At 60.9% G+C, this 17,688-nt stretch carries 17 protein-coding genes; 13 read left to right on the top strand and 4 right to left on the bottom strand.

Going from position 1 to position 17,688, the window contains the following annotated elements; genetic code table 11:
- Positions 1–11 precede the first annotated feature (11 nt).
- Positions 12–1,289: an FAD-binding oxidoreductase gene (locus HMI60_RS02095; protein ID WP_193590458.1), complete on the bottom strand. Its 1,278-nt coding sequence runs from the start codon at positions 1,287–1,289 to the stop codon at positions 12–14.
- 27 nt (positions 1,290–1,316) lie between these two features.
- Positions 1,317–1,991 carry a haloacid dehalogenase type II gene (locus tag HMI60_RS02090; RefSeq protein WP_018778560.1) on the bottom strand — a complete coding sequence of 225 codons (675 nt, stop codon included), beginning with the start codon at positions 1,989–1,991 and terminating at the stop codon, positions 1,317–1,319.
- Between the two features lie 334 nt (positions 1,992–2,325).
- On the opposite strand from HMI60_RS02090, the gene HMI60_RS02085 reads away from it, so the two are divergent.
- The 7 genes from HMI60_RS02085 to HMI60_RS02055 all read left to right on the top strand — a co-directional run bounded on the left by HMI60_RS02085 (position 2,326) and on the right by HMI60_RS02055 (position 9,639).
- Positions 2,326–3,249: an ABC transporter substrate-binding protein gene (locus HMI60_RS02085; RefSeq protein ID WP_018778561.1), complete on the top strand. Its 924-nt coding sequence runs from the start codon at positions 2,326–2,328 to the stop codon at positions 3,247–3,249.
- A gap of 46 nt (positions 3,250–3,295) precedes the next feature.
- The gene (locus HMI60_RS02080; RefSeq protein WP_026267280.1) at positions 3,296–4,192 is read left to right on the top strand and encodes an amino acid ABC transporter permease; all 897 of its coding nucleotides are present in this window, start codon (positions 3,296–3,298) and stop codon (positions 4,190–4,192) included.
- Positions 4,189–4,956: an amino acid ABC transporter ATP-binding protein gene (locus tag HMI60_RS02075; protein ID WP_193590457.1), complete on the top strand. Its 768-nt coding sequence runs from the start codon at positions 4,189–4,191 to the stop codon at positions 4,954–4,956. The genes HMI60_RS02080 and HMI60_RS02075 overlap by 4 nt, the downstream gene beginning before the upstream one ends.
- Positions 4,957–4,959: 3 nt before the next feature.
- The gene (gene solA / locus HMI60_RS02070) at positions 4,960–6,096 is read left to right on the top strand and encodes an N-methyl-L-tryptophan oxidase (protein WP_193590456.1); all 1,137 of its coding nucleotides are present in this window, start codon (positions 4,960–4,962) and stop codon (positions 6,094–6,096) included.
- A gap of 75 nt (positions 6,097–6,171) precedes the next feature.
- The gene (locus HMI60_RS02065) at positions 6,172–7,425 is read left to right on the top strand and encodes an aspartate aminotransferase family protein (protein WP_193590455.1); all 1,254 of its coding nucleotides are present in this window, start codon (positions 6,172–6,174) and stop codon (positions 7,423–7,425) included.
- A gap of 27 nt (positions 7,426–7,452) precedes the next feature.
- Positions 7,453–8,907, top strand: coding sequence for an NAD-dependent succinate-semialdehyde dehydrogenase (locus tag HMI60_RS02060; protein WP_193590454.1), 1,455 nt, complete (start codon positions 7,453–7,455; stop codon positions 8,905–8,907).
- 39 nt (positions 8,908–8,946) lie between these two features.
- The gene (locus HMI60_RS02055) at positions 8,947–9,639 is read left to right on the top strand and encodes a GntR family transcriptional regulator (protein ID WP_181423272.1); all 693 of its coding nucleotides are present in this window, start codon (positions 8,947–8,949) and stop codon (positions 9,637–9,639) included.
- Positions 9,640–9,706: 67 nt separating this feature from the next.
- On the opposite strand, the gene HMI60_RS02050 is transcribed toward HMI60_RS02055, so the two are convergent.
- Positions 9,707–10,063: a cupin domain-containing protein gene (locus HMI60_RS02050; RefSeq protein ID WP_110504176.1), complete on the bottom strand. Its 357-nt coding sequence runs from the start codon at positions 10,061–10,063 to the stop codon at positions 9,707–9,709.
- 273 nt (positions 10,064–10,336) lie between these two features.
- On the opposite strand from HMI60_RS02050, the gene HMI60_RS02045 reads away from it, so the two are divergent.
- On the top strand, positions 10,337–12,544 hold the full coding sequence (locus tag HMI60_RS02045) for an amylo-alpha-1,6-glucosidase (protein WP_193590453.1): 2,208 nt from the start codon (positions 10,337–10,339) through the stop codon (positions 12,542–12,544).
- Between the two features lie 4 nt (positions 12,545–12,548).
- Here HMI60_RS02045 and HMI60_RS02040 read toward each other — a convergent pair whose 3' ends face one another.
- Positions 12,549–12,779, bottom strand: coding sequence for a hypothetical protein (locus HMI60_RS02040; RefSeq protein ID WP_144401263.1), 231 nt, complete (start codon positions 12,777–12,779; stop codon positions 12,549–12,551).
- Between the two features lie 237 nt (positions 12,780–13,016).
- Between HMI60_RS02040 and HMI60_RS02035 the strand changes: the two genes are divergently transcribed.
- The 5 genes from HMI60_RS02035 (at position 13,017) to HMI60_RS02015 (ending at position 17,571) form a co-directional block, all read left to right on the top strand.
- Positions 13,017–13,706 (top strand): haloacid dehalogenase type II, encoded by a 690-nt coding sequence (locus tag HMI60_RS02035; protein ID WP_193590452.1) that lies wholly within the window; start codon positions 13,017–13,019, stop codon positions 13,704–13,706.
- 16 nt (positions 13,707–13,722) lie between these two features.
- Complete coding sequence (locus tag HMI60_RS02030) at positions 13,723–14,199, top strand: RidA family protein (RefSeq protein WP_193590451.1); 477 nt, start codon at positions 13,723–13,725, stop codon at positions 14,197–14,199.
- A gap of 10 nt (positions 14,200–14,209) precedes the next feature.
- Positions 14,210–15,316 carry an alanine racemase gene (locus tag HMI60_RS02025; RefSeq protein ID WP_193590450.1) on the top strand — a complete coding sequence of 369 codons (1,107 nt, stop codon included), beginning with the start codon at positions 14,210–14,212 and terminating at the stop codon, positions 15,314–15,316.
- A 66-nt stretch (positions 15,317–15,382) separates the two neighbouring features.
- Positions 15,383–16,117, top strand: coding sequence for an SDR family NAD(P)-dependent oxidoreductase (locus HMI60_RS02020; RefSeq protein WP_193590449.1), 735 nt, complete (start codon positions 15,383–15,385; stop codon positions 16,115–16,117).
- Between the two features lie 47 nt (positions 16,118–16,164).
- Entirely contained in the window at positions 16,165–17,571 is a 1,407-nt protein-coding gene (locus tag HMI60_RS02015) for an FAD-binding oxidoreductase (protein ID WP_227453637.1), read from the top strand.
- Positions 17,572–17,688 lie beyond the last annotated feature (117 nt).

The following is a 17,688-nucleotide window of genomic DNA, read 5'->3' as shown; positions in this document are numbered from 1 at the left end:
CTTTGTCCTGCCTACTTGATCCGGTCGATGACTTTTGCCGCTGCCCCGATGAAGGGCAGGAACCATGGCGGCCCGAAGTGGCCGGGCACTGGCGGGTTCTTCAGGTCTTCCCAGACGTTCGCTTGCTTGTCCCCGGCCATGTAGTGGGCCATCCGCTTGCCCATGTGGGCTGCCATCTGCACGCCGTGGCCGCTGTAGCAGAGCGAGTAGAAGAGACCGTCGTGAACGCCTGCGTGGACCATCTGGTCCATGGAGAGGTCAACCAGGCCGCCCCAGATGTAGTCCACCTCCACGTTCGCCAGGTACGGAAAGAGTTCCGTCATGGCCTTATGCAGAATCCCGGCACTCTTGACATCGGAGTCCGGGCTGGAGAGTGCAAAGCGTGCCCGGCCACCGAACAGCAACCTGTTGTCTGGAGTGATCCGGAAGTAGTAGGTCAGCATCTTGCTGTCGGACGCCTGGCGCCTGTTCGGAAGAATCCGGTTGACCACGTCTTCGGGCAAAGGCTCGGTGACGATGATGAAGCTGCCCACCGGGATGACTCGGCGCTGAAGCCACGGAGTGACATTGCCTGTGTAGCCGCTGGTGGCAACCAGCACCTGCTTGGCCCTGGTGATCCCCCGGGTGGTGTGGACATCGTGGACTGTCCCCGCAACCTTCTTCAGCTCGGTAACACCCGCGTTTTCGCAGATCGATGCTCCGTTGTCAGCGGCCACCTTGGCCAGCCCTTGAACGAACTTCCCCACATGCAGGCCCGCACCCAGGGGATCCATCATGGCGCCCTGGTAAAAGTCCGTTCCAATTTCGCTGTGGATTTCCGACTTCGGGATGACGTTCACGTGGTGGTCAACAAGGTTGGCGAGCAGTTCCTGGGACTTCAGGAATCCGTCGTAGTGCGACTTATGGAACGCAAGCGAGAGCTTGCCGAATCGCTGAAAATCACAATCGATGCCGTTGTCGTGTACCAGCTTCTCGATGGTTTCGATGGCGTCGTTGTATTCGCGGAACATCTCTACCGCGCGCGGCGCCCCGTATCGCTTTACGGCCGTACTAAAGCCAATGGCCAAACCAGTGGTTGCCATGCCCCCGTTGCGGCCCGATGCGCCCCAGCCGACAGTGTGGCGTTCGAACACAGCAACACTGGCGCCTTGCTTGGCGAATTCAAGGGCAGCGGACAGTCCGGTAAAGCCGGCGCCGATAATCGCAACATCAACGTTCTCGGGGACCGGAGTGCGGCGGTAGTCGCCGGAGGGCTCTGCAGTATCTAGCCAGTAGGGAACAAGTTTCACGGTTTGGCCTTTCGCCTCGACGTCGGTTCAGAGACCGAGGTATGTGTTGATCTCATCCAGGGACTTGGCCGTGCGGAGGTCGTAGCCATCACCGATGGGGTCGTAGCCGCGGTCCAGCATCCAGAGGTTCCGGAAACCCATGTCGTGCATGGGATGCATGTCGTAACGGGTGTGGGAGGAGATGTGCAGGAAGTCCTCCGGCTTGGCATTCAGGGTGTCCAGCATGTATTCGAAGGCCTGGTAGCGCGGCTTATACGCCTGGGCTTGCTCGGCGGTAAGGACGGAGTGGAAGTTTGCGCCGAGCCTGGGAATGCTGATGTCCAGGAAGCTGTCGTCGGCGTTTGACAGGGCCACGAGCTGGAAGTTGTCGCCCATGAGTTTGAGTGGGGCCGGCACGTCGTCGTGGGCACCCCAGCCGCGGACCGCCTCGGCAAACGCTGCGCCTGCTCCTTCGGTGGGCCCAATGCCCCAACGCTTGCACACGCGATCAAAAGAATCCTGAAGGATCTGCTCATAGGGCTTGAAGTCCCCCAGGACCTCGTCAAACCTGTATCCGCGGAACTGCTTCTTGAACGTTGGCCACTGCTCTTCAGAGATACGTCCGTCGAGCAAGCGCCGGGTAGTGGGATCGATGTCGAAGTTGATCAGCGTGCCGTAGATATCAAAGGAGATGTACTTCGGCCGGAAGTTGCTCTCTGCCATGTCGATTCCGTTTCTTGTCGGGAGATTGAAGCGGGCGGGCCGCTGGTGAAGGTGTCGGGCGAGGCTGGATTCCGCCGCAATTGCAGGGCGGGCGGGGTGCGGGCTGCTCGACCGATGACTCGACTCTAGGGCGTTAAATTGTCAATTGTCAACAGTTTCTCACGGCAAATCAGAACGGTTCTCATCGGGCAGATTTCAGGAAAAACTTTCTGTAAATTGTTGACAATCTACTTTTGAGAGGGTTGCATTGCTGTAGATGACGGAGAGATCCGGATCACATTTCAACTTAAAGACTCCCCCTCCCCCACCGCCCGACCCCTCGAAGGGAAGCACTATGAAGATTCGCACGAAAGCTCAGACGGCCGCTGCCGGACTCGCCGTTCTGCTGGCGCTGAGCGCATGTGGCGGCACCGCCAACAGCGACTCTGCAGACAGCAGCAAGACAGCCAACACCACCGACATTTCCGAGGGCGTCCAGCCTGACGAAAAGGCCGTGAGCCTCTTGCCCGCATCCTATAAGGAGAAGGGCGAACTGACGGTGGCAATGGACCTTCATTACCCGCCGACAACCTTCCTCGCCGAAGACAACTCCACTGCGATCGGCCTGAACCCGGACATCGCCCGCTTGGTAGCCAAGAAGCTCGGCTTGAAACTGAAGTTCCAGGACACGAAGTTCGACACCATCGTTCCCGGCTTGGATGGCGGACGCTACGACTTCACCGCCACGACCATGTCCAAAACGGATGAGCGCCTTAAGGTCCTGGACATGATCGACTATTTCAAGGCCGGAAACTCAGTAGCCGTAAGCGCGGGAAATCCCCTGAAGCTCACCAACGAGACCCTTTGCGGTAAGAACATTGCCGTCACGCAGGGTTCGACCGGCCAGCTCAAGCGCCTCCCGGCCCTGAACGAGCAGACCTGCACGTCCAAGGGACAGCCGGCGATCAATGCAGTCACGCTGCCCAATGTCCAGGAAGCCTTGACCCAGCTGGCATCCAAGCGCATCGATGGCATCTTCTACGACACCACATCCCTCGCATGGGCCGGAAAGCAGCAGCCCAACGCCTTCACTCTCCTGACCCCGCAGGTTAACGTCGGCTCGAGCGACCTTACCGCCATCGGCGTCAAGAAGGGCTCGCCCCTGACCCCCGCCCTTCAGGCAGCCATCCAGTCAGTCCTGAACAGCCCTGAGTACAAGAAATCACTGGAGACCTGGGGACTTGAATCCGGCGCCATCACTGACGCCAAGTTGAACTAGCGGGTCACCGATGAGACAAGCAACTATTGAGAGAAGCAAACCGGCAATGAACGGGATGGACGCGACACTCAAACCTCGAATCCGTCGCAGGAGCACCTTTGAATACGTCGCATGGGTCCTCTGCATTGTGCTTGGCCTGGGCATCCTGGCCTCCGTAGCGACGAACCCGAATTTCAAATGGGACGTCGTGGCGAAGTACTTCACCCACGAGGCGATCCTTCGCGGGCTGATGCTCACCATCTTCCTCACCGTGGCCAGCATGGTGCTGGGTACCCTCCTGGGCCTGGTCATCGCCATCATGAGGTCCTCGAAAATCAAGCCGATCGCGGCCACGGCAGGTCTCTTCATTACCTTGTTCCGCGGCACCCCTGTCCTGGTCCAACTGATTTTCTGGTTCAACATCGCAGCCCTCTACCCGAACCTGACCATCGGTATCCCGTTCACCAACATCGGCACTGCGATCGATACCAACGCCCTCATGGGCCCGATCACCGCAGCCCTGATCGGCCTGACCTTGAACGAAGCGGCCTACATGGCGGAGATTATCCGCGGCGGATTCTCTTCGGTGGGCAAAGGACAAATTGAAGCGGCCGACTCCCTGGGCATGAGCGCATCCATGAAAATGCGTAAGGTCATCATTCCCCAAGCAATGCCCTCCATCATCCCCGCTACAGGCAACCAGGTCATCGGAATGTTCAAGGAAACCTCCCTGGTCTCCGTCCTGGGTGTGGCCGAACTCCTCCAGAGCGCCCAGCTCATCTACGCCCGCACCTACGAAACCATCCCGCTGCTGATCGTCGCGAGCCTCTGGTACCTCGTCATGACCCTGCTGCTGAGCTACCCCCAATCCAAGCTCGAGCAGAAATACTCCCACACCTCCGTACGGGTCCCCCGCAAGGCCCGCAAGGTGACACTCACCGCACCGGAAGGCATCGCACGATGAACGCTGACGGCACCATCCACGCCCGCCGAATCCGCAAATCCTTCGGACCCAAAACGGTCCTTCACGATATCGACCTCGACATCGCCAGCGGTGAAATCTGCTGCATCATCGGCCCCAGCGGCTCCGGCAAGTCCACCCTCCTGCGCTGCATCAACGGCCTCGAGACCGTCGACTCCGGAGTGCTCAAAGTCAACGGCGACGACTTTGGGTACTACGAAACCGAGAACGCCTACCACGCTCTGCCACCCAGGAAACTGGCCGAACAGCGCACCCGTGTCGGCATGGTGTTCCAACAATTCAACCTCTTCCCCAACATGACAGCCCGCCAGAATGTCATGTCCGGACCGGTCCTGGTCAAAGGTGCCGACAAGAAGCAATCCGCCAAACGCGCCCAGGAGCTGCTCACCAGCGTCGGCCTTGGAGCCTTCGGCGACCGCTACCCTGCGGAACTCTCCGGCGGCCAGCAGCAACGCGTGGCCATCGCCCGCTCACTGGCGATGGATCCCGAAATCATCCTCTTCGACGAACCCACCAGCGCCCTGGACCCCGAAAAGGTCGGGGAAGTCCTCAGTGTCATGCAGGACCTCGCCAAGAAGGGCATGACCATGGTCGTTGTCACCCACGAAATGGGCTTCGCCCGCGAAGTAGCAAACACCCTGCTTTTCATGGACGAAGGTTTCGTCGTAGAACGCGGCGACGCACGCGAGATACTTACCGATCCAAAAGAACCCCGTACCCAAACCTTCCTGAAGCAGGTGCTCTAAACCATGGATGGAAAACTTGCAGTCATCGGCCTGGGCAGCATCGGAAGCATGGCCCTGTGGCAGGCCTCGCGGTTGTCCGATTCTGTAGTGGGTTTCGAAGCGCAAGCCCCTGCCCACGCGCGCAGTGCAGCCGGCGGAGACACCCGACTCTTCCGCATGATCTACCGCGGCAACCCTGCCTACTATCCCATCCTGGCTCGTTCCCGCGAACTATGGGCAGAACTTGAAGCGGAGACCGGGCAGAGCATCCTCACCCGCTGTGGTGGTCTCTCCATCGGCACCAACGACGGACCATACCTCCGCAGCCTGCTCGAGACGACACGAGAAACGGGCGCTGCCCACCACGTCCTCACCCGTGAGGACATGGCTGCACGCTACCCCCAGCACAACCTCCGCGCCGACGACATCGCCATCCATGACCCCAACGCAGGCGCCCTGCGAACCGACCGCGCCATCACCGCGGCCATCACAGCAGCGGAAGCCAACGGCGCATCCGTCAACACCAACACTCCTATCGAGAGCATCACTGACACCGACGACGGCGTCGTTGTCACTTCCGGTGCAAACTCCTGGACTTTCGAACGGGTCATCGTCGCCTCGGGCGCCTGGTCCAAGCAGCTCATGCCGGAATATCTCAAACGCCATACGGAAACCAGGCGGATCTTCCTCTCGTGGTTCGTCGCCCGGGACGCGGAGCAGTTCGCCCCGGAGAAATTCCCCGTCTTCATCAGGATTTCGGGTGATCGTTCCATGTACGGCGCTCCCGCAGTGGATGGTGTCACCGTCAAAGCCACTCTGGACGGTCGCGGGGCACCCACACCCGCTGCCGATTCCGTGCCCCGCGACCTCAGCACAGCAGAGATCAAGGAAACCACGGAGACGGTTTCGGAATTCTTCCCGGGTTTGATCCCAAGCATCGTGCGTTCGGATGCGTACCCGGACCTCTTCACCTCCGATTCCCACCCGCTGATGGGTTTCCTCGGCGGGTCCAGCAGGATCTACTCGGCCACTGGATATTCGGGAGCCGGCTTCAAGATGGCCTCCGGCTACGGAGAAATCGCGGCCAGCGAAGCACTCGGTAAGCGCTGGTTCGAAGATCTGGACTTCCTGCGCCCCCAGAGGTTTCAGCAGACCCAGTGAGTATCGCGCCGATCAGGACATTCGTTCGGATCGCGTATTGTTGACAATCTACAGTTCCTAAGAAAGTATGAAGCCATGGCAACACTTAGCCCGATCCTGAAGCAGGCGACCCCCGTGGTTGTCGATCACGCCGCAGGTAGCTGGATCCACGCGACCGACGGGAAAAAATACCTCGATTTCACCACCGGGATCGGCGTCACCAGCACCGGTCACTGCCATCCCGATGTTGTGGCCGCCGCCCGCGAACAGGTGGGCAGGATTGTCCACGCGCAATACACCACCGTCATGCACAAGCCCCTGTTGGAACTCACCGAGCTCCTCGGCACCGTATTGCCGCAGGGTCTGGACAGCGTCTTTTACGCAACGTCGGGCTCGGAAGCAGTGGAAGCCTCCATCCGGTTGGCCCGCATGGCCACCGGCAGGCCAAACATCATCTCCTTCCAGGGTGGTTTCCACGGCCGGACCGTCGCCGCGGCCTCCCTGACCACTGCGGGAACAAAGTTCCGCTCAGGATTCTCGCCCATCATGGGCGGCGTCCACGTAGCCCCGTTCCCGCATTGGTACCGGTACGGCTGGGACGAAGCCACCGCCGTCGAATTCGCACTGAAGGAACTGGACCACCTCCTGCTGACCATCAGCGCCCCGAGCGACACGGCCGGCTTCATCATCGAACCCGTCCTCGGCGACGGCGGCTACATTCCCACCCCTATTGCCTTCCTCCAAGGGCTGCGCGAGCGCGCGGACAAGCACGGCATCGTGCTGATCCTTGATGAAGTCCAGGCCGGAGTCGGCCGCACCGGCAAGTTCTGGGGACACGACTGGGCGGGCATAACGCCCGACGTCGTCATCACCGCCAAGGGCCTCGCCAGCGGCTTCCCCATCTCGGCAATCGCCGCCTCCAAGGAACTCATGGGTAAGGCCTGGCCTGGCTCCCAGGGCGGAACCTACGGAGGGAACGCCGTCGCGGCAGCAGCCGGTGTCGCCACTCTCGGCGTCATCAAGCGCGAAAACCTCGTGGAAAACGCTCGTCTCCGCGGCGAGGAACTACGGGCAGGGCTGGAGGCGATCCAAGCCGGATTCAGCGGAATCGGCAACGTCCGCGGCCGGGGCCTGATGCAGGGTGTCGAATTCACAGCAGCGGACAAGACCCCCGATGCCGCTACTGCACTGGCTGTCCAACAGGCAGCCATCAAGGAAGAACTCCTGCTCCTCACCTGCGGTCCGCACGGCAACGTCATCCGCCTCATCCCAGCGTTGAACGTCAGCAGCGACGAGATCCAAGTTGCTTTGTCAAGGTTCTCGCAAGCGCTCAAGTCGGCCACCTCCTAGTCCCCCTTGATTACTGAAAGAGCCACGATGTCCCACACACTTGATCCAAGCTCACTGCAGACAGATCTCTTCATCGACGGTCACTGGCAGCCGGCCGCAAATGGCGCCACGTTTGCCGTGGAGAACCCCGCAACGAACGAAGTCATCGCCCACGTCGCCGACGGAGGCCCCGACGATGCCGCCCTGGCCATTGAGGCCGCCGGAAGGGCACAGGCAGCGTGGGGCAAATCCACTCCCCGCGAACGGGCGGACATCCTTCGCCGGGCGTTCGACCTCGTCATCGCCAATACGGAGCAATTAGCGGCAATCATGACCGCCGAGATGGGAAAGCCGCTCGCGGAGGCAAAAGGCGAGGTCGCCTATGGCGCCGAGATGCTCCGGTGGTTCTCTGAGGAAGCAGTCAGGATCGGGGGCGACAACGCCACCTCCGTGGATGGCAACACCCGCATCCTCATTACTAAAGAACCAGTAGGGCCTTCGGTCCTGGTGACTCCATGGAACTTCCCGCTTGCCATGGGTGCGCGGAAAATCGCTCCTGCCATCGCTGCCGGATGCACCATGGTGTTCAAACCGGCGGAGCTGACGCCCCTCACGTCGTTGGCGCTCGTTGAGATCTTCAAGGAAGCAGGACTTCCCGACGGCGTGCTGAACGTCGTGACGACGTCGGGCGCTTCCAGCGTGGTCCGGACCTGGACGGACAGTGGGATCGCACGCAAGATCAGCTTCACTGGTTCAACTGAGGTGGGAAAGATCCTGCTGCGGCAAGCTGCCGACAACGTGATGCGTTCCTCCATGGAGCTCGGCGGAAACGCACCCTTCATCGTGCTGGCCGACGCGGATATCGAGAAGGCCGTCGATGGAGCCATGAAGGCCAAGATGCGGAATATGGGAGAGGCCTGCACGGCCGCCAACCGCTTCTTTGTCCACCGCTCCGTCGTGGAAGAGTTTGGCGGGAAGTTCGCCAAAAAAATGTCAGAATTGCAGGTAGGCAATGGCGCTGTAGCGGGGACCGACGTCGGACCCCTTATTGAGCAGAAGGGTCTGGATAAGGTCGAAAGCCTGGTTGCAGATGCCGTATCCAAGGGCGCGCGGGTCTTGACCGGGGGAAGCCGTCCGGAAGGTCCGGGGTACTTCTACTCCCCCACCGTACTGATGGACGTGCCCACGGAGGCCGCCCTGATGTCAACGGAAATCTTCGGACCGGTAGCGGCGATCACGCCGTTTGACAGCGAAGACGAAGTCCTCCGCCTGGCCAACGATACCGAGTGGGGCCTGGTGGGGTACGTGTTCACGGAGAGTATGGAGAAAGCAATGCGGTTCTCCGCCGACCTGGAGGTGGGAATGGTTGGCCTGAACACTGGCCTGGTGTCCAATCCCGCCGCACCATTCGGCGGTGTCAAGCAGTCCGGATTGGGTCGCGAAGGCGGCAAAATTGGGATTGACGAGTTTTTGGAATACAAGTACACCGCAGCAGCGGTCTAATAGGTTCAACTTGCCGAAGCATGGAATGAGGGGATGTCAATGGCGGCACCGGAGGGAATGTTCGTGTTGGAGGGCCGGCCCACGGCGCAGCTGATTGCTGACCAATTACGTGAGCTGATTGTGCAGGGAGCTTTCACGCCTGGACAACAGGTCAACGAATCAGCGCTGGCCAGCCAGCTCAGCACGTCCAGGGGCCCGCTCAGGGAAGCGCTACAGCGGCTGTGCCAGGAAGGCATTCTGGTCAGCAAGCGCAATCGTGGCGTTTTCGTTCTGGAGCTCTCTACGGAAGACATCCGGGAAATCTACGCCGTCCGCGAGGCGGTGGAGCTGGCGGCCGCCAATACACTGCTGGACTCGGAGCCGGATCAGGTCACTGATACCTGCAGGGAACTGAAGGGCATCATCCGAGGCATGGCCAAACAGGTCGCTGCGTCTGACTGGCAAGCTATCGCGCGGCTGGATATGCAGTTCCACACGGCCTTCGTTTCAGGAACCGGCAATACGCGTTTGATCCGGATCTATGAAACCCTCGCAGCGGAATCCCGCATGTGCATTTTGAGCCTTGAGGTGGCCTACCCCCGCATCGATGCCCTGGTGCAGGAACACCAGATGATCCTGGACCTGCTCGAGGCCCGTGACCGAAGTGGTCTTCAGGATGCCATCAAACGGCACATGCAAAAGGCCGTCGAGGACCTCACTTCCAAGCCTGAAGTAACGGAAATTACCGCTTAGGCTTTTGAACTGCTTCGCATTAAGAAGGGCCCGGTTCGCATGCGAACCGGGCCCTTCCTTTCTGCCTCTAATTGGTCGGGACGTCAGTCACGACCCACATTTTCCGCAGCGTCTCATGAATGGTCCACGTACCCGTCCAGCCGGCCGGCGTGACGAACAATGTGCCAGGACCAATCTCAAAGCTGCTCCCGTCTTCTTCAGTGATTGTCCCTTTGCCACTGAGGATCTGGCAGATTTCGTCGTAGCCGGGACGAGTGCTCTTGAATACTCCTGGCGTGACCTCCCAGATGCCTGTCTTGTGTCCCTCCCTTGCCCACAGCCGGAACGAGACCTCGGTCTGCCCTGGTGTGCTGCTGGTTGCCTTGGGTATGTGCTCCCCGGGGTTGGCGGTTAATGCATCGTTCATCACAGTGGCCTTGACCATTGCTGCTCCTTCCGGGCCTGGGCCCGACGTCAATGGGCCCGCCATCTTTGGCAGGCCGATTTCCATTTTAGCAATTGTCAACAATTGACGATATGTTTTGCCGGAAGTGACCACAGGGCGGACGCCCCACACCAGGGCGGAGACCCATTCACCGAGGAACAAGCGAGACCTTCATCGCCGGCTGAAACCGCCCCGACCCCGGGTCTGGCCCACGACGCCGAGCAGGAGTAGCGTCGCTCTGAGCAGGTAGCAGAACAGCCAAAGGAGCCAGACATGGCTGGATGGAATGCCGATACCGCCGCCGGCCCCCTGGGCGCGGGGACCGTCACGCTGGTGGAGGGTACTTCCTTCTGCATCTCCCTGCCCAGCGGCGACATTGGTCCGGATCATCCGCACGGCCTGTTCTTCCAGGACACGCGCATCCTGTCCACCTGGAGCTTGACGGTGAACGGTCAGCCCGTGGAACCCCTGACAGCCCAAACGAGGGAACCGTACAGAGCCATCTTCGCCGGCCGCATCACCATGTCCGACGGATATGCGGACACACCGCTGATCGTGGAACGTGTCCGCGAATTGGGCGTAGGAATGGTGGAACGCATGACCGTTTGGAATTATTCGATGAAACCCGCGGACTGCCTGATGGAAATCACGGTCGGTGCGGATTTCGCCGACGTCTTCGAAGTCAAGGAAGCGCGGGTTCTGACGCAGTGGGAGGAAAGCTGCGAAGCCGATGCCAACACACTGATCCTTCGCGCCCGCTGGCGGGACATCCGGAAGTCCGTCGTCGTACGTTCCGATGTTGCCCAAGCGAGCCGTGAAGGTTTTAGCTACAGGACCACTATTCCGCCCAGGGGCTCTTGGAGCACCGAGCTGACCGTGATGCCCGGACTTGAAGGGTCGGCGCCGTCAGCGCCGGTGGTGCATCCCGCCGTCGGCGAATTATCCCGAAGCGATCAACGCCGACAGGAATGGGTGGCCAAGATTCCCGTCCTGCATATGGGCAACCACTCAATAGAGAGGACCTTGAGGCGGAGTTACGACGATCTGGGAGCCCTCCGCATCGAGGACCCAGCCCACCCGGAGAGGGTGGTTGTGGCGGCGGGAGCCCCGTGGTTCATGACCCTGTTTGGCCGGGACTCGTTGTGGGCATCGGAAATGGCCATGCCGGTCGATCCCTCGCTGGCCTTGGGAACCTTGCAAACATTGGCTGAGAGGCAGGGTTCGGTAGTCGACCCCGTGAGCGAGGAGGAACCGGGCAAGATTTTGCATGAGGTCCGCCTGGATGTCTCCAGCAGCCTGGCCTTGGGTGGCAAGTCAATCTATTACGGCAGTGTCGATGCCACTCCGCTGTTCGTGGTGGTTCTGGGTTCGGTCAGCCGTTGGGGTTTCGCCAAGGACACCATTGCCGCGCTGCTGCCCCACGCAGACCGCGCCCTCGACTGGATCCGGGACTACGGCGACAGGGACGGCGATGGGTTCGTCGAGTATGAGCGGCTCAACGATCGCGGGCTGATCAACCAGGGCTGGAAGGACTCATGGGACGGGATCAACTTCGCGGACGGAAGGCCCGCTGAGCCGCCTATCGCGCTGTGCGAGGTCCAGGCATACGTCTATGACGCGTACATGGCCCGCGCCTGGATGGCATACGACGCCGGCGACTCACCCCTGGCGCGCGAACTCGCCGATCGTGCCTCGCAATTGAAAGCCAGGTTCAATGAGGAATTCTGGATGCCGGATCGTGGCTATTATGCGATCGCATTGGACGGAAGGAAGCGGCAGGTGGATGCCTGCGCATCCAATATGGGGCATTGCCTCTGGGTTGGCCTGGTGGACGAGGACAAGGCGCCCCTCGTAGCTGAGCGGCTTATGTCACCGGAGATGTTCAGCGGCTGGGGCGTACGGACGCTGGCAACCGATATGGGCGCCTACAACCCCGCCAGCTACCACAACGGTTCCGTCTGGCCGCACGATAACGCAGTCATCGCAGCAGGTCTGATGCGCTACGGGTTCGTGGAGGAGGCTCAACGGATTGCCACAGCTTTGCTTGATGCAGCCGACTACTCCGAGGGCCGTCTTCCCGAGCTGTTTTGCGGGTTCAGCCGGGAGCAGTACAGCGAACCAGTCCCCTACCCCACCGCCTGCTCACCCCAAGCCTGGGCAGCCACCTCGCCCATCCAACTGATCACGAGCCTGATGAGATATGACGCCCACGTGTCGCGCGGCGGCTTCTGGATGGATCCCCGGTTGCCTGCCTCCTACGGCGACCTGCACATCACCAACGCGCCCATGGCGGGCGGCCGGGTGACCATCGACATCGCCGATTCAATTCCCAGGGTGCAGGGATTGCCGGATGGCATGAAGTTCCACCGGGGACACCGGCCCTGGTTGACCGAACTCGTGGGGCAGGCGGGCTTGTGGAACGACCTCGATGCCAACAGTCGATCGCATGGCGGCCCGGGCAGGGACCCCCAAAGGAGCTAACGTTCTAGAACGCCGCGCGCAAGGATGTCGCAACGAAACGGCCGCGGCCGGCCGCCTCGCGCAGAATCCAAACAGCCGGAACTCCGCCCACGGCGGGCATCACCTGGCCCTCGGCAATGAACATCGGGGCAGCTTCATGACCTACGGACCACCACCCCGCCTGCGGGCAATGGTGACCAGTGCTCGCCGTCTCGGACTCGTTAGGGGCTGGGGCAGCAGGGCGGCGCTTCTTCATGGTAATTCCTTCTCCGGGTAACGCCCCGCGGATGGGGCGAGGACATGAATAGAGCCTAGCAATTGTCAACAATCTACGAAAGGGTGAGGGTCTGTAATTTTTGGGCCCACCCTGGTGCTGCTTTCCCGACCTCCTTAATCTTGTTGACAATCCGACTCGAGCAAGCGTATTGTCGACAATCGACGAAGACGTAAGCGTGTTTCGTCGACAATCGACATCGCTAGAACCGGAGGAAACATGGCATTCGCAACCAAGCCAAAATTCGTTACGTTCGACATGAACGGAACATTGATCAAATTCAGCATCAACGATGCGATCCGTGACGTCCTGGCTGACCGGCTTCCGGCCGACATCGCTGATCACTACCTGCGGGCCTGCAAGGCATACCGCATCGACGAATGCATGGGCGACTACAAGCCGTTCCACCAAATCATCGCCGACTCCATGGAACGGGCTTCCCGCAGGGTTGGCATCGATTACAAATCCGCCGACGCCCGCGCTGTCTACGAGACCGTCCCCGAGTGGGGCCCCTACCCGGGCGTCACCGAGGCGCTGAACAAGCTGGCTGAGGCCGTTCCGCTGGTCATCATCACCAACAGCGACACTGCGCACGCTACTCGCCTTTCCGAAAACCTGAAGGCACCGTTCGAAGCTGTTATCAGCGCCGAACAAATGGGCATGTACAAGCCCCGGCTCGGCGCATTCGAGTACATGTTCGACAAGCTCGGCGTGACGCCGCACGAGATCGTGCACGTTTCCGCGAGCCCGATGTACGACCTGCGACCCGCAGCCACCTTGGGTATCAGCAACAAGGTCTACGTCGACCGCGGCTTTGAGCACGACGAGCACTGGCTCGGCTACGAACGAATCACTGAAATCGCCGACCTGCCGGTCCTCTTTGGCCTGCAGCGTCCAGCAGCCACATGAGAAAGCCCGCATACAGATGAGCGCCACAAAGACCGGGCCGGCTATCACCAGGCTCCAGGCTCTTGGCCTGGATCTTCCCACCCTCGCCGACAACCCCCATTACGTGGATCACCGGGCCGTTCATTCGAGCATTCACATTTCCGGCCAGCTGCCATTCAAGAACGGCGTCCTCCTGGGGCAAGGCATTGTTGGACGGGACGTGGAGCTGGAGGCAGCGCGGGAACTCGCACGACACGCCGCACTGAACTGCCTCGCCGCCGCGGAACAAGCAGTGGGAGATCTGAACCGGGTCCGGATAATCCAGATGCTGGTCTTCGTCGCCAGTGCACCCGACTTCGGACTGCAATCGCGGGTGGCCAATGCGGCCAGCGACTTGCTCCTGGAGGTGCTGGGCGAGAACGGACGACATGCACGCACCGCTATCGGCGTCGCAGGGCTGCCGCTCAACGCACCAGTCGAGATCCAAATGGTCTGCACGGCCGTTGACGAATAAGGAGAACACCGTGAACCGGCTTCAACAAGCCTTGGACAGCTTGCAGGATCGGATCGACACCCCGGCCCCGATCGTGTTGATCGATGTCATGCAGGACAACATCGATCGCATGCAGGCCTTTGCCACTCATCGGAACCTCGACGTCAGACCGCATGTGAAAACGCACAAATGCTTGGAAATAGGCCGTCGCCAGGTAAAAGCCGGCGCGGTGGGCATCACCGCAGGCAACGTGGGTGAGGCCGAAGTGTTTGCCGCGGCCGGCTTCGACGACATCTTCATCGCCTACCCGATCTGGCCTTCAGTGACGAAAGGCCTGAGGATCCGAAAGCTTGCCGCCACCACCCGGCTGCGGGTCGGCGTTGACAACTTTGCGGCAGTCGACGCTCTTGCCGACGCGATGGGCTCTGAGGCCGATCGGCTGGAAGTCGTAATCGAAGTCGACTGCGGTGCCCGTCGTTCCGGAGCACCTCCGGAGGCAGCAGGCTCCCTCGGGTCGGCCGCCCGCAAGCGAGGCCTGGTGCCGGTGGGCGTGTTCACCTACCCAGGCCACGGCAGTCTGAGTCCGGACGCCCGCAAGCGTGCCGCAATGGACCAGGAGGCCGCGCTCACCACCGCCGTGCGCAGCTTCAATGCCGTAGGGATCAGAGCCGACGTGGTCAGTGCAGGATCGACACCCACCATCGAATTTGCAAGCAACAGCATCATTACCGAAATCCGGCCTGGCGAGTACGTTTTCAACGACCTCAACAACAGTAGGCTGGGCGCCTGCACCGAGGAACAGATCGCGCTTTTTGTTGCCGGGACCGTGGTGAGCGACTGGGTATCCGATCAGGTCATACTCGACGTAGGCACCAAAGTGCTGAGCCGTGAAGGCAGTCCTGAAACCGGCTACGGCGCCGTCGCCGGCACACAGGCAGTCCTGTCCAAACTCAACGAATACCACGGCTTCCTCGCCGTGCCCCCAGGCGATTTCCATCCCGGCATCGGCGCTGTGCTTCCGATCGTCCCCAATCACGTCTGCCCGGTAGTCATCAATTTTGACGAGCTGATAGTCACCGACAGCGCTGGCGCTTTCCTGGAGCGCTGGACAGTGGATGCCCGCGGATTCCTCGGCTGAACCGCCGCCAGCGGGCCGAAGGCATATCCCGTCCCAACAATCACCGACTTCACGGAGATAGACACCATGAGACTCGAAAACAAGACTGCTGTAGTAACCGGAGCAAGCAGCGGAATCGGCGAGAGAGTGAGTTCGCACTTCCGCCGCGAAGGCGCCCGTCTCATCCTCACTGGCCGGAGGGAACAGCTCGATAGCACCCTGCCCGAGGACCTGTACGTTCCCGGCGACCTCAACGACGAAGCGTTTGTCGAAAGCCTGGCCCGTCAAGCGGCAGAGTCGTTCGGCACCGTAGACGTGGTTGTCCTAAACCATGGACTGCAGGTCAGCGGTCCCCTGGCAGAGATGAGCTACGACGACGCCAAGAACGTGCTTCACAGCAACCTGCTCAGCTCGTTCCTGATGATGAAACACTTTGCGCCCTTGATGCCGGCTGCCGGAGGTTCATTCGTCTTGGTCAGCTCACGGCTGGGTATGGTCGGAAAGCCTGACGAGGTCCTGTATTCCGCAGCCAAAGGGGGCCTCATCATGCTGGCCAGGGGCGCAGCGATAGAGTGGGCTCCCCGAAACATCCGGGTCAACGTCGTAGCTCCAGGACTGACGGCAACCCCTGTCATCGAAGCATCGTTCCGCCGCAGGGAGGATCCCCTGGCCTATCGTCGGGAGCGGGAAGCACAGATCCCGCTACAACGCCTCGCTTCCCCCGAAGAGATTGCTGACGCCATCCTCTTCATGGCGTCATCGGAATCTTCTTACGTCACCGGCGCGGTTCTCCCTGTCGACGGCGGTTACACCGCCTTCTGACCACCACGTCCCCCAATGCACGACATCACACACAAAGCAGGACCAAAATGAATGCCCTTTCAGCAACCCCCCGCAACGGAGACCTCGGCTTCTGGATGGCCGGCCGCACAGACAATAAACCCACTTGCCCGCAATTCACGGGGCAGGACACTGTAGACCTGGCCATCATAGGTGGCGGTTACACAGGCCTGTGGGCGGCCTATTTTGCCAAGAAACTCGAACCCTCACTCAAGGTAGCGGTATTCGAGGCAGAGCAGGTCGGCTATGGCGCCTCCGGTCGAAACGGCGGCTGGCTCTCAGCAATGCCTCCGGGAAACCGGGCAACGTTCGCCCGCGCATCAGCAGGTGGCTTGGAAGCGAGCAGGGCTTTGCAGCAGGAGTTTGTGGCGGGCGTCGATTCCGTGCTGGACATTCTCCAGGCCGAAGGCATCAACGCGGACCAGCACAAGGGTGGTGCCCTGGTGGCTGCCCACACCAGGGCGGGGCAGGGCCGACTGGTGGCCCGCCGCGATGCCGACCTGAAATACGGCCTGACCGAAGACGAAATCCAGATGTTGGACCGCGATGACTTTCAAAGCCGTATTAATATCTCCACGGTCCACGGAGGGCTTTACTACAAACACTGCGCCCGGTTCCACCCTGCGAAGCTGGTTCACGGGCTGACAGACACCCTGCAGTCCATGGGGGTCAGCATCTACGAGGACAGTCGAGTAGACAGTGTCGGGCAGGACACCCTCACCCTGGCGGACGGGCGGGTCAGCGCCGCCAAGACCTTCATCTGCACGGAAGGGTACTCGGGCCCGCTGCTTGGAACCCGAACCCTTATACCGATCAATTCCTCCATGATCGTGACTAAGCCGCTCCCGGACGAAGCCTGGCAGCACATCGGATGGAAGGGACTCCAGTGCCTCAGCGACTCAGCACACACATTCATCTACGCCCAGCGAACAGCGGACGGCCGTATCACCATGGGAGGGCGAGGAGTCCCCTACCGCTACAGCTCCGGCACTGGAGGAAGCGGTTCAACAGCACAGTCCACCGTAAATCTGCTTGCGGAGAAGCTCCGGACATTCTTCCCGGATGTCCCCTTCGAGGTGGACCATGCCTGGTCCGGTGTTCTTGGTGTAACCCGTGACTGGAACGGCGGTGTCCACTGGGATCCAACGGCCGGCGTCGGCTCTTCAACGGGTTATGCGGGACACGGCGTCACGGCAGCCTATGTCGGTGGGCGAACCCTCGCCGAGCTGGCGTTCGAACGCGAGACTGAACGGACTTCACTTCCCTGGGTGGGCTACCGCGCGCGGAAGTGGGAACCGGAGCCCATCCGCTGGTTGGGTGTTCATCGCATGTACCGTCTCTTCGGACTGGCTGACCAATGGGAAGAGCGCCGGGATTCAACCAAAACTTCACTCTTGGCCAAATTCGGCAGCAGGCTCGCCGGACTCCATGAATAGCGCATCTGCCAACGCTCTGGCTAAACCCTCGAAGGGAAGCATCATGAAAACCGGTTCCAGACGCCGGCATGGGCCTGAAACAGGGCGCGGCGCCAATACCAGCCCGGCAAAAAACCA

The organism is Paenarthrobacter sp. YJN-D (genome assembly GCF_015040335.1).
Taxonomy (GTDB): domain Bacteria; phylum Actinomycetota; class Actinomycetes; order Actinomycetales; family Micrococcaceae; genus Arthrobacter; species Arthrobacter nicotinovorans.
This window is presented reverse-complemented; position numbering and strand designations above follow the sequence as displayed.